The sequence below is a fragment of the Pseudomonas sp. P129 genome (genome assembly GCF_020312195.1).
GTDB classification, from domain to species: Bacteria; Pseudomonadota; Gammaproteobacteria; order Pseudomonadales; family Pseudomonadaceae; genus Aquipseudomonas; species Aquipseudomonas fragariae.
Map to the genome: position 1 here is coordinate 72,509 of NZ_JAGPYS010000011.1, position 16,705 is coordinate 89,213.

Annotated in this window: 16 protein-coding genes; 4 read left to right on the top strand and 12 right to left on the bottom strand. The window is 59.0% G+C overall.

Translation table 11 applies throughout. From position 1 onward, the window contains the following. Positions 1-41: 41 nt before the first annotated feature. Complete coding sequence (locus KBY02_RS21215) at positions 42-1,619, top strand: carbohydrate porin (RefSeq protein WP_032620211.1); 1,578 nt, start codon at positions 42-44, stop codon at positions 1,617-1,619. Positions 1,620-1,859: 240 nt separating this feature from the next. Here the strand turns inward: KBY02_RS21215 and KBY02_RS21220 are convergent, their stop codons facing one another. From KBY02_RS21220 to KBY02_RS21230, 3 genes are read right to left on the bottom strand one after another with little or no spacing between them, the layout of a single operon-like run. Further along, positions 1,860-2,876, bottom strand: coding sequence for an SMP-30/gluconolactonase/LRE family protein (locus tag KBY02_RS21220; protein WP_096135446.1), 1,017 nt, complete (start codon positions 2,874-2,876; stop codon positions 1,860-1,862). Between the two features lie 20 nt (positions 2,877-2,896). Continuing rightward, on the bottom strand, positions 2,897-3,466 hold the full coding sequence (locus tag KBY02_RS21225) for a hypothetical protein (protein ID WP_011266615.1): 570 nt from the start codon (positions 3,464-3,466) through the stop codon (positions 2,897-2,899). Positions 3,467-3,522: 56 nt separating this feature from the next. Next, positions 3,523-4,017 (bottom strand): YagU family protein, encoded by a 495-nt coding sequence (locus KBY02_RS21230; RefSeq protein WP_003403346.1) that lies wholly within the window; start codon positions 4,015-4,017, stop codon positions 3,523-3,525. A 132-nt stretch (positions 4,018-4,149) separates the two neighbouring features. Between KBY02_RS21230 and KBY02_RS21235 the strand changes: the two genes are divergently transcribed. Both KBY02_RS21235 and KBY02_RS21240 read left to right on the top strand, forming a co-directional pair. Then, complete coding sequence (locus KBY02_RS21235; protein ID WP_060406405.1) at positions 4,150-5,070, top strand: LysR family transcriptional regulator; 921 nt, start codon at positions 4,150-4,152, stop codon at positions 5,068-5,070. 168 nt (positions 5,071-5,238) lie between these two features. Then, positions 5,239-5,394 (top strand): hypothetical protein, encoded by a 156-nt coding sequence (locus tag KBY02_RS21240; RefSeq protein ID WP_003317799.1) that lies wholly within the window; start codon positions 5,239-5,241, stop codon positions 5,392-5,394. A 202-nt stretch (positions 5,395-5,596) separates the two neighbouring features. Here KBY02_RS21240 and KBY02_RS21245 read toward each other — a convergent pair whose 3' ends face one another. From KBY02_RS21245 to KBY02_RS21285, 9 genes are all read right to left on the bottom strand, one after another. Continuing rightward, the gene (locus KBY02_RS21245; RefSeq protein WP_003317797.1) at positions 5,597-6,040 is read right to left on the bottom strand and encodes a DUF421 domain-containing protein; all 444 of its coding nucleotides are present in this window, start codon (positions 6,038-6,040) and stop codon (positions 5,597-5,599) included. Positions 6,041-6,054: 14 nt separating this feature from the next. Beyond that, on the bottom strand, positions 6,055-6,582 hold the full coding sequence (locus tag KBY02_RS21250; protein WP_024638560.1) for a hypothetical protein: 528 nt from the start codon (positions 6,580-6,582) through the stop codon (positions 6,055-6,057). A 195-nt stretch (positions 6,583-6,777) separates the two neighbouring features. Then, positions 6,778-7,920, bottom strand: a complete 1,143-nt coding sequence (locus tag KBY02_RS21255) for a M20 family metallopeptidase (RefSeq protein ID WP_096135445.1) — start codon at positions 7,918-7,920, stop codon at positions 6,778-6,780. A gap of 12 nt (positions 7,921-7,932) precedes the next feature. Next, positions 7,933-8,688 carry a glutamine amidotransferase gene (locus tag KBY02_RS21260; protein ID WP_024661300.1) on the bottom strand — a complete coding sequence of 252 codons (756 nt, stop codon included), beginning with the start codon at positions 8,686-8,688 and terminating at the stop codon, positions 7,933-7,935. After that, positions 8,685-9,800: a phosphotriesterase gene (locus KBY02_RS21265; RefSeq protein ID WP_024661299.1), complete on the bottom strand. Its 1,116-nt coding sequence runs from the start codon at positions 9,798-9,800 to the stop codon at positions 8,685-8,687. The genes KBY02_RS21260 and KBY02_RS21265 overlap by 4 nt, the downstream gene beginning before the upstream one ends. Continuing rightward, positions 9,797-10,816: an ABC transporter permease gene (locus tag KBY02_RS21270; protein ID WP_003371220.1), complete on the bottom strand. Its 1,020-nt coding sequence runs from the start codon at positions 10,814-10,816 to the stop codon at positions 9,797-9,799. Before KBY02_RS21270 ends, KBY02_RS21265 begins: the two co-directional genes overlap by 4 nt. Before the next feature lie 14 nt (positions 10,817-10,830). Further along, on the bottom strand, positions 10,831-11,607 hold the full coding sequence (locus KBY02_RS21275) for an ATP-binding cassette domain-containing protein (protein ID WP_011266621.1): 777 nt from the start codon (positions 11,605-11,607) through the stop codon (positions 10,831-10,833). A 10-nt stretch (positions 11,608-11,617) separates the two neighbouring features. Then, the gene (locus KBY02_RS21280; protein WP_225650731.1) at positions 11,618-12,562 is read right to left on the bottom strand and encodes a substrate-binding domain-containing protein; all 945 of its coding nucleotides are present in this window, start codon (positions 12,560-12,562) and stop codon (positions 11,618-11,620) included. Positions 12,563-12,820: 258 nt separating this feature from the next. Further along, the gene (locus tag KBY02_RS21285) at positions 12,821-13,834 is read right to left on the bottom strand and encodes a LacI family DNA-binding transcriptional regulator (protein WP_011266623.1); all 1,014 of its coding nucleotides are present in this window, start codon (positions 13,832-13,834) and stop codon (positions 12,821-12,823) included. Between the two features lie 709 nt (positions 13,835-14,543). Here KBY02_RS21285 and KBY02_RS21290 point away from each other — a divergent pair. After that, positions 14,544-16,652, top strand: a complete 2,109-nt coding sequence (locus KBY02_RS21290) for an NUDIX hydrolase (protein WP_161936306.1) — start codon at positions 14,544-14,546, stop codon at positions 16,650-16,652. The last annotated feature ends 53 nt before the right edge of the window (positions 16,653-16,705 follow it).

Consider the following 16,705-nt stretch of genomic DNA (forward strand, 5'->3'; position numbering starts at 1 on the left):
CCAACGTCACGAAAACAATAAAAACAAAACAGGAAGTCCACATGCAGAACGCATCAAGATGGCTACTCGCAGGGGTACTCGGCACCTCGACAACCGTCTCTCAGGCCGCGACTCTGGAAGAACGGATGGCCGCTTTTGAAGCCCGTGCCAGCGCTGCGGAAAAACGTGCAGCCGCAGCCGAACAGCAAACCCAGGCGCTCGCCAGGGAACTGCAGCAACTCAAACTCGCCACCCCCGCTGCGCAGCCTGCCGCGCCCACTTCCGCGCCGACTGTGGCAGCCAGTCCACAGCCCGCTCTGGATGATCGCGTAGCAAAACTCGAAGCCCGCCAGCAAAGCATGGAGAAGCCAGGCGGTGCCGGACACCTCACCGACGGGTTCAGCTTCAAGGGCTATGCTCGCTCCGGCCTGTTGATCAACGACGGATTGGGCGGCGGTCGCGGCGGGCCTTATACAACACCCGCGGGTTCAGTCGGTGGGGCGGTCGGGCGGCTGGGTAACGAAGACGACACCTACATGCGCTTCGATCTGTCGAAAGAGATCTACGCGCAGAACGGCACGCGCTCCAAGTTCACGGTCTCCATCGCCGATGGCGTTGAAAGCTATAACGACTGGACACCCACCGAAAGCAGCCTGAACGTGCGTCAGGTATTTACCGAACTCGACCACATCGCCGCCTTCAAGGGTAATTCAGTGTTCGAGAACTCCACCCTGTGGGCCGGCAAGCGCTTCGACAGGGATAATTTCGATATCCACTGGCTGGACTCGGACGTGGTCTTTCTGGCCGGGACCGGTGGCGGTATCTACGATGTGCAGATGACCAGGGACTGGCGCTCGAACTACTCCCTGATCGGACGTAACTACGGAGATTTCAGTGAGGGCGGCGTCGATGCCGATGTGGAAAGCTACATCCTGACCTCCAACCAATTCTTCGACAATGGTCAGTGGCAGTGGATGTTCAACGCCATTGGCGCAAAGAAAAACGACGTCGGTACGCGCACCAATCAAGCCGGTTTTGCACCCGCAGATTCAGGCCTGCACACCATGCTGGCCAATCACCAGAAAGACTTTTTCGGCCGCGAAGGCTTCTTCAAGACGGCTTTGCTCTATGGGCAGGGCCTGGGTGCACAGGTCAAGGATATTGGCGCCGATGGCGAACTGCTCGACGACGCCCGCGCGGTGCGTCTGGCCATGTATGGCGAGACGCCTATCGCGCCGGGATGGCGCATCGGCCCGAGCCTGCTGGCCGAGCAGAGCAAAGACCGCTATGTCAAAGGCGACGATTACCGCTGGCTCACGCTGAACATGCGCTTGGCCAACGAGATCAACAGCAACTTCGAGATGGCCTACGAGCTGAGTTGGCAAACCATGGACCTCGACCCCAAAGGCTACCTGCAACGCAATGCGGTCGACGGTAACTTCTGGAAGTTTACGGTTGCGCCGACCTTCAAGCCGGACATGGGTGACCTGCTTACGCGTCCCGAACTGCGAGTGTTCGCAAGCCTCATGAACTGGTCTTCGGACCTGGACCGCTACAGCACGACCGGCAACTTCGGCAAAAGCGACTTCAATTCCGGTGGTGTTTGGCAGTTCGGTATCCAGATGGAGACCTGGTTCTAGACTCTGTACGAAAAGTGGCTGCGCTCGGTGATGCTTCGTTAAAAACAGGCTCGGATGCGAGTCCAATCGGAATGCTCATTTACAACACGTAGACTCCGCTTCCTCGCCTGTTTTTGCCTCGCCTGACCTTCGCTCGCCGACTTTTCGTACAGAGCCTAGGCATCGTATTCAAAGCCCGGCGCCGTGTGCCGGGCTTTGAATCGGTTTACTGCTACCCGATGAGCATCGGGACAGTCCGTCCTACTGACCAGCTACGCCCTTCATCACCTGCACCCTGAGCACCTTGTTGGCAGCGGTAATGTACGCCCAGCTTGCCTGCTCGCTGGAGCAGAATGTCAGGTTGCTGGTATCGGCCGCCGCGACCAGCAGTTTGCCCAGTGGCTTGCCTGCTGCGGAAAACACCTGAATACCTTCCTTGCTGCTGCTCCACAGGTTGCCAAGCGCGTCGACTTTGATCCCGTCCGGGATGCCGGGCTCGATGTCAGCGAACACTTTGCCGTTGATCAAGCGACCGTCGCGCACCTGATAGACCATGATGCGATGTGCCAGCTTCTTGTTGGTGAAGTCGTGGGCCATTTGTGAGTCGGCCACATAAAGCAGCTGTTGATCCGGCGAGAAGGCCAGGCCATTGGGCGCGTGGACTTCGGGTGTGTCGAGACGGGTGATCTGCCCGGTGTCGGGTACGTAACGATAGATGAACTCACCGCCTTGCTCCGGCTTGCCGCCATAGCCTTCGCTTTTGCTCAGCACACCGAAAGTGGGATCGGAAAACCAGAGAGCGCCGCTTTTATCTGCCACGACATCGTTCGGGCTGTTCAGCCGTTTGCCCTGGTAGGTGTCGACCACTGTACGCCACTCACCATTGGACTCCTGCCGCACGATGCCACGCTTGCCATGCGAGGCCGCCACCACACGGCCCTGGCCGTCGAGCGTATGCCCGTTTTGAAAGTCGGCCTTTTCCAGCCAGGTGGACACGCCATCCTTTGCCTGCCAGCTGCTGACCTTGTTGGCCTTGATGTCACTCCAGATCAAACGGCCATCGGCCAGGCACAGCGGGCCTTCTGCCCACTTCGCCTGATCGGTCAGCAGCTCGACGCGGGCCTGGGGGGCAACCAGTTGACTGAAGGCTGGATCGATAACCACTTGCCGAACAGGGGCGACGGCGTCGGTTGCGCCTGCTGAACCTGCGGCCAGGAGCGCACCGCCCAATAACCATGAGGAGGGGCGCAGAAAGTGTTTTTTACGGGTCGGTTTCATATGTTCAGGTCCGTAGGCGATCAGTAGGCACAGCTGCCATTGGTACGTTTGTCAGCCGCACCCGGTTTAAGTTTGATGATCAGTTGAACATTGGGTTGATCACCCACGGTGCGTGTCAGGTGGCCTACACGCTCGTCATCCGGACGCGGCCGGGACCGGGTATCGGCATTGAACTGCATCTCTCCCGGTCCTTGCACCAGCACACTGCCATCGGTGGTTTCCACCGACCATTGCCCCTGCAGGGTGATCACCCATTGTGGCCCCGGCGCGTGGTGCCAGTTGCCGACGTATCCCACTGGCAGCACCGCGTAGGCGATGCTTTCAATATCGTCAGGGGAGACGCCGACCCATTGCGGCGCGGCTGGCGGGGCATAGCTTTTGAACTCCAGGCCTTCCAGGCGGCAGTGGCCCACATGCGTGGCACCTTTTTCGTCAGCCCACAGCGTGGCATATGAAACAGGCGGTTGCAGTTGACCGTTGCTGTGAGTCATTTGCGTAGACTCGTTCGGCACCGATTGCACGTCGGCATTGGCACTCGCCATGCCCGCGCAGGCGGCGCAGGCCAGAGCCAGGGTGTATAGAGATTTCATCGGGTCACTCCGTTTACAGGGAAATTCCAGGTGCCGGTCGCAAGGCAGCGCGCTACTCAGACCGATTGGCTGTGAGGCAGCCAGCGCTGCTGCAAATCCCGCCGTATGACTTCGATCACCCACATCCACAGCAAGTGCCCGAACGTTTCCGATAACAACTCCGAGGCAGGCAACTCCCACAGCGGCGGTGCCCAATGGAACGCCGGCAGGATGACGCCGTGAAAACCCAGGGTCACCAACAGGCCGAAACCCAGACCCTGCCACAGGGCGGCGCGCGGATACCGGAGTACAAGCAGGCAATAGAACATGGCGAAGAAGATGGAAAAGCCATGGTGGACCAGGGCACTGCCGTAATTCACCACATGCTCTGAATACACATAAGTCAGTTGCTGAGCGTTGATGCCCAGCGAATCAAGCATCTCCACAGGCGGGACCGGGCGGTCCGGCGTGCGAGGCGGGAAGGGGATCTCTGTACCCCATTTGATGAAACTGGAAACATTGCCCCCGACAAAGCCGGCCAGTGCGGCGACACCATACGCTCGCGTGTTCAAATCAGCGCCCCTTCTTCATAGACCAGGCTGTGAGCGATCTCGCCCCTAGCCGTTGAACCATGAAGTATGTGCAACGCTCATTTATTTGTAACATACTAATTTGATAGCTCATTGATACTAAAAAAATATCAGATGATTGATTTGAAATTGATGCGTCAGTACGTGGTGGTCGCTGAAACCTTGAATTTTCGCAAGGCCGCGCAGCGCTTGAACATGTCACAGCCGCCCCTGAGCGTTGCGATTCGTCGTCTGGAAGAATGCTTGGGTGTGCAGTTGTTGCAGCGCAGTACGCGCTCCACGCAACTGACCGGCGCGGGCGTGGTGTTTCTGGCCGAGGCTCGGCAGACACTGCTGCAGGCCGAACGGGCCTGTGAAATGGCACGTCGCTCTGCGGCAGGCATGCTCGGCACGATTCGCCTGGGCTTTGTCGACAGCGTGGTCGATGGTTTGCTGCCGGCGCTGCTGCGTCGCTATCAGGCAGCCAACCCGAACGTCGACATTCAACTGCAGGAGGCCACCCCTCCCGAGCAGCTTGAAGGCCTGCGCAATGAGCGGCTGGACGTCGGCATTCTGGTATTGCCGGTCATCGACCCGGGCACTATTCATATCGAGCCGCTGTTCGAGGACCGCATGGTCGCGGTGCTGCCGCAGGACCATCCCTTGGCCGAGCAGACGTCCATCGGTCTTGCGGAGCTGGCAGACCAACCGTGGATTCTGTTCGCCCCGCATCATGGCCCGGGCATGCACTCGCACATTCTGCTGGCCTGCGCCAGTGCAGGCTTTACCCCTCGGGTCGTGCAACAGCCTCGCCAGATGCAGACCACGGCCGCGCTGGTCGCCGGAGGAATGGGCGTGGCGCTCATGCCGCAGCGCTATGCCCGACGTCAGCCTGGGCGGCTGGCGTGTCGGGAGATAACTGGGCCAGGCACACCTGTTGCCTATGTGCTGGCGCTGGCGTATCGCGAGCTGTCTCCGTGTGCGCAGTCTTTGCGCGAAGTGGTCATGGAGCTGGTTCAGTCGCCGGCGTTCAGGCTGTCGTCCGCTGAGTCATGACGCCGTCGCCTCAACTCGGGCCGGAACCCGCAACTCGCCCCTCCCGGCAGGTGCCGGTTCAAATGCACTGAACGCCTTGCAACGGCCTGACTCCAAATCTTGCCCCGGCGCTCAAACAATGCAGCACGTCGATGGGTGTTCGAATCCTCTGCCAATCAAGGAATTCCCATGACCGATCCACGTAACGTTGCCCACGACAAAAAAGTCCAGCAAGAGAAAAAGAACCACGGCGAAGAAATCGCGCCGAATGCCGAGCACGCGCCTCAGCCAGGGATGAAGCCGGCACTCAAGCACGATGATGACGAGCAGGAAGAGCAGGCGTAAGCCAGTGATCTGATCGTGACCTTTTGGCGGTGCTGGCTGATGTCAGCACCGCCAGGTGGCGCATTCGATGCCATCACTTCAGGCACCCAGCCTGACTTGATCGGTAAAGATGTTCAGGATGTCGCCATGAAACTCTGCGCAGGTAAGTTTTAGCGCTGATTCGCGGGTCGCCTTGCAGCCGTCCCTGACCACTTGCAGACCTTCATTTGAACGGTATGACCGATATCTCGCCGTTCCTTTCAATGATCGCGTACCTGATGTCCTTCATCTCCACGATCCCTTGCGTGGTTCGTGCGGCCTCCATCACATCGGATTCACTGATGCGCGCCTCTCTCATTCGTTTGGTCAGTGGCTTGCCGTCTTCCACGATAACCGTGGGGCCGCCATCCAGAAATTTGGCCAGCCGCTTCGATCGGCGTTTGGCCAGGGAAAAGCCGACGTCTATGGCGATAAGGGTGGAGATGATCAGTATCGCGTTAGTGACTGAAAAATCATCGCCCAGCAGCGCTTGCTGAGTGGCCTCGCCAATGATCAGCAACAAGACGAAATCGAAGGTAGTGAGGTCGGTAAGGGAGCGGCGTCCGGCAACACGAAACAAGACCATCAAGACAAAATAAATCGCTGCTGCTCTGAGCACTGCATCCATAAATCGCTTTCTCTCTACGGGTAGATAAACCTGGGCATCGGCAGCGTTTCGCCACCCAGCATATGCATTTGCCCTCGGTACAGTCCCACCCCGTTACTGCGAACAGTCAGGTACAAAGTGGCTAAACCGTCCTTGTCAGCCTGCATCGGAATGACCAGATCACGGCCTTCGCTGTGAAGGGGCGCGGGCTGGGGGTTGAGGTTCTCGATCGATACGCCTTCGAGCAGTCCACTGCCGACGACCAGATAACGCATTTCGGAGGGGGCGCCTCTGGACGTGACAATCATATCGTCCTGACTGCCGTTGCGGCTGAAACGCTCGTAGCTCACCTGCAGTTTGCCATCTGCCGTTCGAGGCTCGACCTGGCTCAACGGCCCTTTGGAAAACAAACCGGCAAGGGTCAGCACTATCAGTACAATCAGGCCTGCCCAGCCGATGCGCTCAAAGCGCCAGACTCGACGCTGCTGCGCCATATCTTCCTGGACGGGATATGACCGGCTGCGGAACTCATGGTCGTCCGCTTCATCACCGCGTAGTGCCATTAACGTGCTGTCCATTAGGGAAATTTTGTAGGCACCTTATTACGCGTTCAACCCGTCCGCTGTCCAGAACGGTTTACATCCTTGTCATGGCTATGCACGTTCCAGGTGAGTGGCTGCCTTGCGCAGCCGGTTTGAATGTGAGCAGAACGAATGCCGACGAGGAGGGCTATGAAGGGCTGGTGAGAGTATCTTGCGTCAGTCGTTCATCGGCGCGTGCATGACTGTCCAGTCTTCGATCAATCCGGCATACAGTTCGACGCATTGCTGAAGTTTGTCGACTTCACAATACTCATCGACCTTGTGCGCCATAGCGGGCTCCCCCGGGCCGAGAATAAGGGTGGGCGGATAGCCGATGGCGGGGAGCAGCACCGCGGCATCGGTAAAGTAGGGCACCGCCTTTTCCTCCAGAGGGGCGTCATGCAAGGCCTGACAGCGTGCAAAAACCTGTTGCACCCACGGCTCGTCGGGGCTGGCACAGATACCAGGCAGATCAATCAGGGTGCTCAGTTCCGCGCTGCTGCCCAGATGGGCCGCCAGTCGTCCGCGAATCTCGTCGTGGTCCAGATTCGGTGCAGTGCGCAGGTCCAGGGTGAACGCTGCGTAGTCCGGTACCGAGTTGATGTTAAGGCCGCCGCTGATAGTGCCGACGTTCAGCGTCGGCTTGCGCATGAGCAGATGGGCAGGGCCTACTTCAAAGGTCTGCGCGCGGCCAATGTGTTCGGCGGCCAGATAGATAGCGTTCACGCCTTCTTCCGGCATGGCGCCGTGGGCCGTCAGGCCATGGCTGGCGCAGCGCAGCCATAGCGCGCCTTTGTGTCCGAGTATCGGGTAGTTGGCCGTCGGCTCTCCGATCAGCAGTGCGCCCAGTTCGCCCAGCAAATGGGGCGCGTCACTGCACAGGGCCTTGGCGCCGTCACAGCCGGTTTCCTCTCCGCCGGTGAGTATCAGCCGAACGCCGGGCCCGCGCCGAATGGAATCACGGCTGCGCTGGCAGGCCACGATGAAGGCGGCAATGCCCGCTTTCATGTCGCTGGACCCTCGCCCGTACAGCCGGCCATCGACGATCTCACCGGCAAACGGCGAGTGACTCCAGGTGGCACTGCCGAGCGGCACGGTATCCAGGTGGCCGGTGAACCCCAGCGGTTTGCCGGGGCCGTCGCCCTCAAGCCAGGCGACCAGATTGAAACGGCGCTCACCGAAACGCTGCAGCTCGCAGACAAATCCGTGGCGGGTCAGCTGCTCGGCAAGAAAAGCCGCACACGCTTCTTCATCGCCCGGCGGGTTGAGGGTCTGGAACGCCAGCAGGGCTCGGGTCAGGGCTATAGGGTCATCGAGCATCGGAGCCTCCGGTCAGGTACGGCGGGTCAGCCAGTCGAGGCTGTTGATCCAGAAGCGGCGATAGCCTTCCCAGTCGAGAAAAGCTTCCGGCAGCCAGTGTTCGGAAAGGTCGCTGGTCCACGCCAGAGTGCGTCCGGCACCGACCTCGCGCGCGGCGAGCAGCGGGTGCCGAGAGCCTTCGACGGTGGCCAGCAATTGAGCTTCGGGATGTAATTCAACTTCGTTGTAGCCAAGCAGGTACGGCCATTCGCCGCCCAGGCCTTGCAGTATCGGGTGATCGCTGTGGATCTGCGGCAGAAAGCCTTCCGGCACTTCGACACGGTCGTCGTAAGGCAGGCAGCGCACGGGCAAGACTTCCTCGACAGGCGTTCCGCGATAGCGCGCGCCGCCGTTGATGCCTTGGAAACTGAAATAGCCACCGACCATCATCAATGCGCCGCCCTGCAAGACGTATTCGCGAAGGGCTTTGAGGCGGTTGGGCGTGCGCTTGCCACGCAGCCAGGTGTCGGGGTGCAGCAGCAGGGTATTTGCACCGATGTCGGAGAGGATCACCGCCTGATACTGACTGAGTGCTTCAACCGTGGCCGGAAAGTCGGTCTGGGCCTGATCGGCGCACATCTGCGTGATCTGATAGTCGCTGTCTGCCATCGCCGCGAGCAAGCGCCGCGCGCCATTGTGCGCAGTGACGCTGTCGAACTGATCGAAGCCTTTGATGTGGGTTGACGTGCTGACCCATGATTCGCCAGCCAGCAATACGGACTGTTTCATGACGTTGCATTCCTCTGCGATGAAAAAGGAGCCTGGAAGCCGCGCTGGAAGACCCGGCGCGGGTTGTCGATCAAAAGGTTTTCGAGTTGTTCACCGGTAACGCCATGACGGCGCAGGCGCGGGACAAAGTGTTTCAGCAGGTAGCCATAACCATGACCGCCATAGCGAGTCAGCATGGTTTTCAGAAAGACGTCCTGAGACAACAGCACCTGCGAGCCGAAGCCGTGCTCGATCAGGGCGACGATGGCCCGTGCGTTTTCCTCATCGCTGGGCGACTGCGCGTGCTCGTCGGCGAAGTAGTAACCCATGCCGATCATGTCGTATTCCAGAAACGCGCCGCGTGCCGCCAGCGCATGCTGATACACCGGATCGCTGTGGCTCGGGTTCATGTGGCACAGCACCGTGTGGCGCAGGTCGGCGCCTTCTGCCTCAACGATGTCCAGTACCCGGTGGCCGAGGCGCTCCCAGCCTGGCAAGTGCACTGAAAGCGGCACGCCGGTCGCGGCACTTGCACGGGCTGCGGCGCGCAGTGATTTCTCTTCGTCAGCCGTGAACGCGGCGGAAACACCAATCTCGCCGATCAGGCCGGCAATCACCTCGGGCTTCTCTTCACCACCACCCACGTCATGAATGATCTGCTCCGCCAGCTGTTCCACCGAGCGTTCATGCACGTAATGCGGGTGCGAGGGTTCCAGATAGAAACCGGCACCCATGATGATATTCAGGCCGGTCAGACGGGAAATTCGCTGCAAGGCCTGCGGGTCGCGGCCGATGCCCAGATTGGTCGGATCGACCACCGTTTCCCCGCCCAGCGCCCGGTACTTCAGCAGCTCCTCACAGGCCAGGTCGACATCGAACAGCTGACAGTTGTCGCGGCTGACCAACGGGTTCATGTGCAGTTCGCCAAGCAGCTCAATGCTCACCGGGCGCTCGGCCAGGTGTCGCTCGCCGCAGCAACTGGGTGCCACCCACTTGCCCGAAGCGTCGAGCAGAATGTGTTCGTGCATCAGGGTGACGCCAAGGCGCTCGACCGGCACCGGCCCCAGCACCGTCATGGCATGGCCGCTGTCGACCCCGAGGGGCAGGGGTGAAGGATGACGAAACAGGCTCATGCTCCAGCCCTCCCGAGTGGACGGCCGGTACGTAGAATGCGTGTGTTCAGCCAGATCGCCAGCAGTACGATCAGGCCCGTGGCGATTTGCGTGTAAAACGGTGAGACGTGGGCCAGAATCAGCCCGTTCTTGATCGCGGCCATGGTCAGTACCCCTAACAGTGTGCCGACAATCGTGCCGAAGCCACCGAACAGGCTGGTACTGCCGAGGACCACGGCAGCAATCACTTCCAGTTCGAAACCTTCGCCCTGATTCGAGGAACCACTGCCCAGCCTGGCGGTGACGATCATGCCGGCCAGCGCGGCCGCCATGCCACTGAGCATGTAGACCCGCAGCAGCACACCGCGATGATTCACCCCGGCGCGGCGCACGCTTTCAGCGTTGGCACCGATGCCCGTGAGGTAGCGGCCAAAACGCATTTTGCCGAGCACCAGCACCCCGCCCAGCGTGACCAGCAAGGCCAGCCAGGCGGTCAGCGGCACGCCGAGAAACCAGCCGCGACCGAGGGCCAGAAACGCCGCTTCTTCGCGTGGGACGGGGATCGAATAGCCTTGCGTCAGCAGCATCGCCAGGCCACGAATAATGGTCAGGGTGGCGAGGGTGACGATAAAGGCCGGGATGCCCGCGTAGGCGATGAAGTAGCCGTTCAGCGCCCCGATCATCGCGCCGACCGCAAGCCCGCCGAGCAGAACCAGCGGCCAGGGCAGGTGCCAGGCATTGAGCGCCATGGCCGCCAGCGCACCGACCAGCGCCAGGGTCGAGCCGACCGACAGGTCGATGCCGCCGGTGGTGACCACCAGCGTCATCGCCACCGCGACAATCAATAACGGCGCGTTTTGCCGGATAACGTTGAGCAGGTTGGCACCGCTTAAAAAGTTATCGGTCACCAGTGCGAACAGCACAAAGCACAGGGCGAAAAACAGGCCGATGCTGACCACGCCGGGAAAATCATGCAGCAGGCGCTTGAACAGCGACTGCGGCAGAATGCGTTGGCGCGTGAGATCGAGCGTTTTCATGGCGTCACATCCTTTCAGGCGCTAGCGGAGCGGGCAGTGAATTTATGCCCGACAATGAGTTCGACGACCTCGTTGAGGTCGGTGTCGGCAATCCTTCGCTCGGCCAGATTGGCGCCGTCATACATCACCATGAGGCGGTCGCAGACCAGAAACAGGTCCTGCAACCTGTGGGTGATCAGAATCACGCTGACGCCCTGGCGGCTGATGGTGCGAATCAACTCCAGCACCGCTTCGACTTCGGCTACCGCGAGGGCCGCGGTGGGCTCGTCCATGATCAGAACCTTAGGGCCGAAGGCGGCCGCGCGGGCAATCGCAACGGCCTGGCGCTGGCCGCCGGAAAGGTGTCGTACCTGCGCGCGGGTATCCGGAATGGTGATGCCCAATGCTTCAAGAATCTGCCGTGCTTCGCGGTGCATGCGCGTCTCATCGAGCAACGGCACGCCGAGCACGCGGCGCATCGGTTCGCGGCCCATGAAGAGGTTTCCGGCCACATCGACGGTGTCACACAGCGACAGGTCCTGGTACACCATCTGGATATGGCAGCGCTGCGCATCTGCCGGGCCGCTGAAACTGACTTCCTCGCCATCGATGGCGATTCGTCCGCTGGTCGGTATCACGGCACCTGACAGAATCTTGGTCAGCGTGGATTTGCCCGCGCCGTTGTCGCCCACCAGCCCCAGCACTTCACCGGGCTGCAACAGCAGATCGACACCGCGTAACGAGGCTATCGAGCCGTAGTGTTTAGTGATGGCACTCATCTGTACCCGAGGCACTTCGCCAGGCGTCTGCATGCTGAGCCCCTTATTTGAATTCGGCGCGATAGGCTGCCAGGTTGGCTTTGGTCACCAGCTTGACGGGAATGCTCTGTTCGCGAGCCACGGTCTTTCCGGACAACAGCGCCAGCGCCGACTCCACCGCCGTCTTGCCCATGGCTTGGGTATTCTGTTGCACCACCACCGCGACAGAGCCGTCATCCAGACCCTGCACTGCCTGAGAGGACAGGTCCCACCCGAAAATCCTGACCCGCTCGCCCGCACCTTGCGACACGCTCGCGGCAACCGAGCCAATCAGGGCGGGTTCGCCAGTGGCATAAATGATCTGCAGATCAGGGTTGGCGGTCAGCAGGTTTTCCGCCGCAGCCTGGGCGGTGTCCTGCACATTGTTACCGTCGACGGTATTGACGATCTTCGCCTGGCTGGCGGTCTTCGCCAGACCCTCGCGGAAGCCGTCCAGACGCAGATTCTGCACATAAGAGCCGAGGGCTCCGACAACGCCGATGCTGGCTTTGCCCGCCAGTTCGCGGTTGATGTATTCGCCGGTGTACTGGCCGATCTGTCGGGCTGCCTCGCGGTTATCCACGCCGACCTGCACGGCATTGTCGCCATTGATCACAGCATCGATTGCCACCACCGGGATTCCCGCCTGCGCGGCTGCGGTGACTGCCGGCTTGATACCGTTGACGTCGATGGCGCAGAGCAGAATGGCGTCGACTTTGTCCTGAATATAGGCCTCGATGGCGTCGTTCTGGGCTGACGGATTGTCGTTGGCGTTGAACACCACCAGCTCTGCTCCGGCAGCTTTCGCCGCCGCCTGTGCGCCTTGGGTAATCTGGGTGAAATACAGCGCCTGTTGGTTGACCTGTACCAGAGCCAGACGTTTGCCGGTCTGGGCCTGAATGATGGGTGACAACGCCAAGGCCAAAACAACGCCGAGGGTCAGGGTGAAACGCTTGCTCAAACGCAGCATTGCCATCCTCCTAGCCTGATCGCCGGTGTGGCAAATCAGATCGGTAAACCGGTTTACCATTTGTCTCAAAAAAAAGACAAATGAGTTTTGTCTTCAGGTTTGAAAACTAGAGAAAGCAGATTGTGTGCCATTTTTTTCGCAATGCCTGCCAGTGACCGTACAGCCTTGATGCGCCACAGTTTTCCGCAATCATCGGCTTTTCAGGAGGCAAACGGCAGTGCACTGATTTAAGGCCGGGTGTTACTTGTTGCCCCGCAATCAGTCACTGCGCGTTGCTACCGTGCCCCGACAGACCAGCTCTACGGGTACGCGCACGATGTCCTGCGCACAGTCGCCGCCCGTCATCCTCTGCAGCAGTTGCGCCACGCCGAGACGGCCAAGCTCTCTGGAGGATTGGCGGATGGTACACAGCGGCGGGGTCAGCAGGCTGGCGTAGACGGCGTCGTCGAAACCCACCAGCGACATGGCACCGGGCACGCTGATAGTGCGCTCACGCAGGACATCGAGCACGCCCAGGGCGATGAAGTCACTGGCGGCGAAAATCGCCTCCGGAGGGTCGGGCAGGGTGAGTAGCTGTGCGGTCGCGATACGCCCGAACTCACGGCTGTAATCCCCAAAGCACAGGTATTCCGGCACCTCTGCGATGCTCGCCAGCGCGAGCGCTTCCCGGTAGCCGGCATAGCGCTCGCGAGCACTCATCAAGGCCGACGGCCCGGACACATGAGCGATGCGTCGATGGCCATGGCGGATCAGATAGTCAGTCGCCAGGCGACCGCCCTGATGGTTGTCGGCGAAGACTTTGGGCTGCGACGTGCCGGGAACGTCTTCGTCGAGCAGAATGATATTGCGGTAGCTCATCAGCTGGCTGGCCAGCGTGCCGTCATCCGGGCGGTTGCTGACCAGTAGCAAGCCATCGACGTTACGTGAATCCAGCCAACGCACAAACGTGCTTTCGCGCTCAAGCAGGTTGCGGGTGACACACAGCACCAGGTTATAACCGTGTGCGGACGCCTCTTCCTCGGCCGCGTCTGCCAGCTCGGCGAAAAACGGGTTGGCGATGTCCGGCAGCACCAGGCCGATGGTCTCACTGCCGCCTTTGCTCAGGCGCCGGGCCAGACTGTTGCCCCGGTAGTCCAGCGCCTTGATCGCCAGGTCGATACGTTGCGCGGTTTCCGGCGGCAGGCTGATGCTTCGGTTCAGATAGCGCGACACCGCAGCCTTGGAAAGACCTGCATGGTTGGCAACATCCTTGAGCGTTACGGGTCTGGTCATGGCGGTCGGCTTTGTGGCCTGAAAAACGAAGTATTGAAGTGAGGTGCCGGTATCTTCTCATGCGTGCCCGAACAGCCCGACGATTTTCTCTGCGGGTGACGTCGAAAAAATCCAGGCCGGGTATTGGCCGGCCAGCTATCGTTGACCTTCTGCACGTTTGCGACACGCTCTGCTTGAGCGAATGTGTGCCGTCTTGAGCTATTGGTACGTAACTAAATATGGCGCATTATTTATATGTTGTCGTATGACTTATGTCTGATCACTTCATCACACACCACGATCATGCAAGTAGTCCAGATATTCCTTGCATTGGCTCTAAGACATTCGCCACGAATGTCGATCACTTACAGTGATAATTGTCCATTAAAGAAGCCTCTCTTGTTTGCTTAATGGAACCGCACAGCACACTGCGACACTCATTTACTCCATTTTCCAGTAAATGCAGGCGATGGGTGTTTGCGATGAATGCCATTCAGCCAATTATAAGCTCGGCTTATTTTCAATACTCTCTCGGTGATAGCAATTGGCTGCTTTCTTGGGGCTCTTCATTATCAACAGGCGTTATCCATGATTGGATCAATCCGAAAAGTGGCTATTTGCCTTGCGAGTATCGGCTGATCGCGTTCGAGTCTGATAAAGGTCCTGATGCCTGTAATTTCAAGGACGAATGTTCATCGCGAGCCCCAAGACGAACGTTCAGGAGTGCTTAATGATAAATCCCGTAAAACACAATTTTAGTCACCTTGGGTTTTCAAACGCTCAAAGTACCTCGGCACTGGGGCCTGCCAGTAATAAAGTGCCCAACTTTGTTTCGCGAGGGCGAGGCAAGGGAGTTCCAGTGGAGCAATTCAATACTGCCGAAGAGTGTCGTTTGGCGGGTCGGCAGGACAGCGTACTGGATTCGATAGACGGCAAAGAGTTCATGCGACTGCTGCAGAAGTACACGGCCTCTGAAACAACCGAAGAAGAATTTGCGGACCTGAGAGCCTCCATACCGCGCTACTCCATTGAGTTGGCCAAGTCGGATCAGCCTAAAGTGCTTTATCGGGGGATATCTCTGGATGATGAGGCGGCGTCGCTGTTACTGAATACCTCCAAGGGTTACCGCAGTCGCGAAATAGCCCATGGTCTTATTCACGGCCTGCGCGTGGTTAAAGGCGTTTACACCGCGACCGGGGTGGCCAGTGCCTCGACAGTGTCAGACGTTTCGCAAGGCTTTGCGCTGGTGAACGCGAAGAGGAAAAAAGAAACACCGGTTCTTTTTGTACTGAAAGCGATGCCTGCCGTTCCTGCGCTCAACCACAGTGGTGCAAAGGGTGTGACACTCAGTGAGAGCCGGTTGCCGTTATCGGTGGCCAGCAAGAGTGAACATGAAGTCATTCTGGATATCACCAACCGGTACGAAATTACGCAGGCTCGCCGGAGCGGTGAGTTTATTGTCGTCGACATGACGGTTTTAGGGCGGTCCAAGAGGGGAGGTGAATTCGCCCTCGTCGAGACTGACAAATGGAAACAACTCTCTGGCGCCAAGGGCTCTAATCCAGGTGGATTGTTTCAAGCGCCCAATGGCGTTAAGTGGTATGTGAAAACCAACCCGTCTGCCAATAGACTTCGAAACGAGGTGCTTGCCTCCAGACTGTACCGTGCCGCAGGAATCGATGTTCCTGACATAGAACTGGCGTCCCGCAAAGGCAAGCCCGCACTGATTTCAAAACTGATAGTAGGGAACCCCAAAGACCTCGATACGCTGGCAAAAAATAGTCAGTTGAAGTGCGGCTTTGCTGTGGATGCCTGGCTGGCGAACTGGGATGTCATCGGTCTGACGGGGGACAATGTCATCTTCAATCACCGTAACAAACCTGTGCGCATCGACCTTGGCGGTGCGCTGGTCTTCCGCGCCCAAGGGGAGCACAAGGGTAATCAGTTCGGTACCACGCCCATGGAGCTGGTCACGATGCTGTCTCGTGAAGACAATTCGTCCAGTCGTGCCTTCCGGAAAATCGAGCGTAATGACATCCGCGAGGGTATTGCAGCGATAGAAAAAATACCGGATGCGCGTATTGCCGCACTTTGCGCAGAACACGGCCCTGGCAATCACAGCGAACGCATTGAGCTCGGCAAGAGACTGATCAGTCGGAAGAAGTGGCTTGTCGATATGAAGCAGACGCTTCCTTATATTCATCGCCGAAAGAACGAGCGCGGCGATGTTGTCACTGTTAAAAACCCCACGTCACCCAGTGCGGCGGATACGTGGCGTGATCGATACGCAACCGCCGTTTTTGTACCTCACAGCGCTGTCCGTGGCAGCATGAACAACCTGCCGTTCAGATCATTTACACCCCCAGACACGATGGATGGCTGGCGCCGATTTACAACCCGGGCGGTCAACTTCACAGAGCCGGAATTCAAGCGTTCTCAGCACCTTGCTCCCGCCAGTGGAGCGATCATTTTTGAGCCCGACGGCAGGGTATGGATCACCGAGCCGACCAATCACCCGTTCGGCGCAACGCACGCTTTTCCCAAGGGAAAGCAGGAAGCCGGTCTGAACTTGAGGACCAATGCACTCAAGGAAGTCTACGAAGAGACGGGGCTTCTGGTGGAATTCCACGGCTTTATCGGTGACTACGACCGAACAACATCCCGTACTCGTTATTACCTTGCCAAACGCATAGATGGCATACCGTCCGATATGGGTTTTGAATCTCAAAGCGTCAAGCTGGCAAACATTACCGAGGCCAAAAGACTGCTACCCAACGCCGTGGATATTGCCATCTTGCGAGACGCAGAACGGGCTTATCTAAAGGGCCCTTTCAAATGAATTTCATCTGCTTGAACGCGTAAAGACGATAAAGAGGATTTCTGAAACCCTGT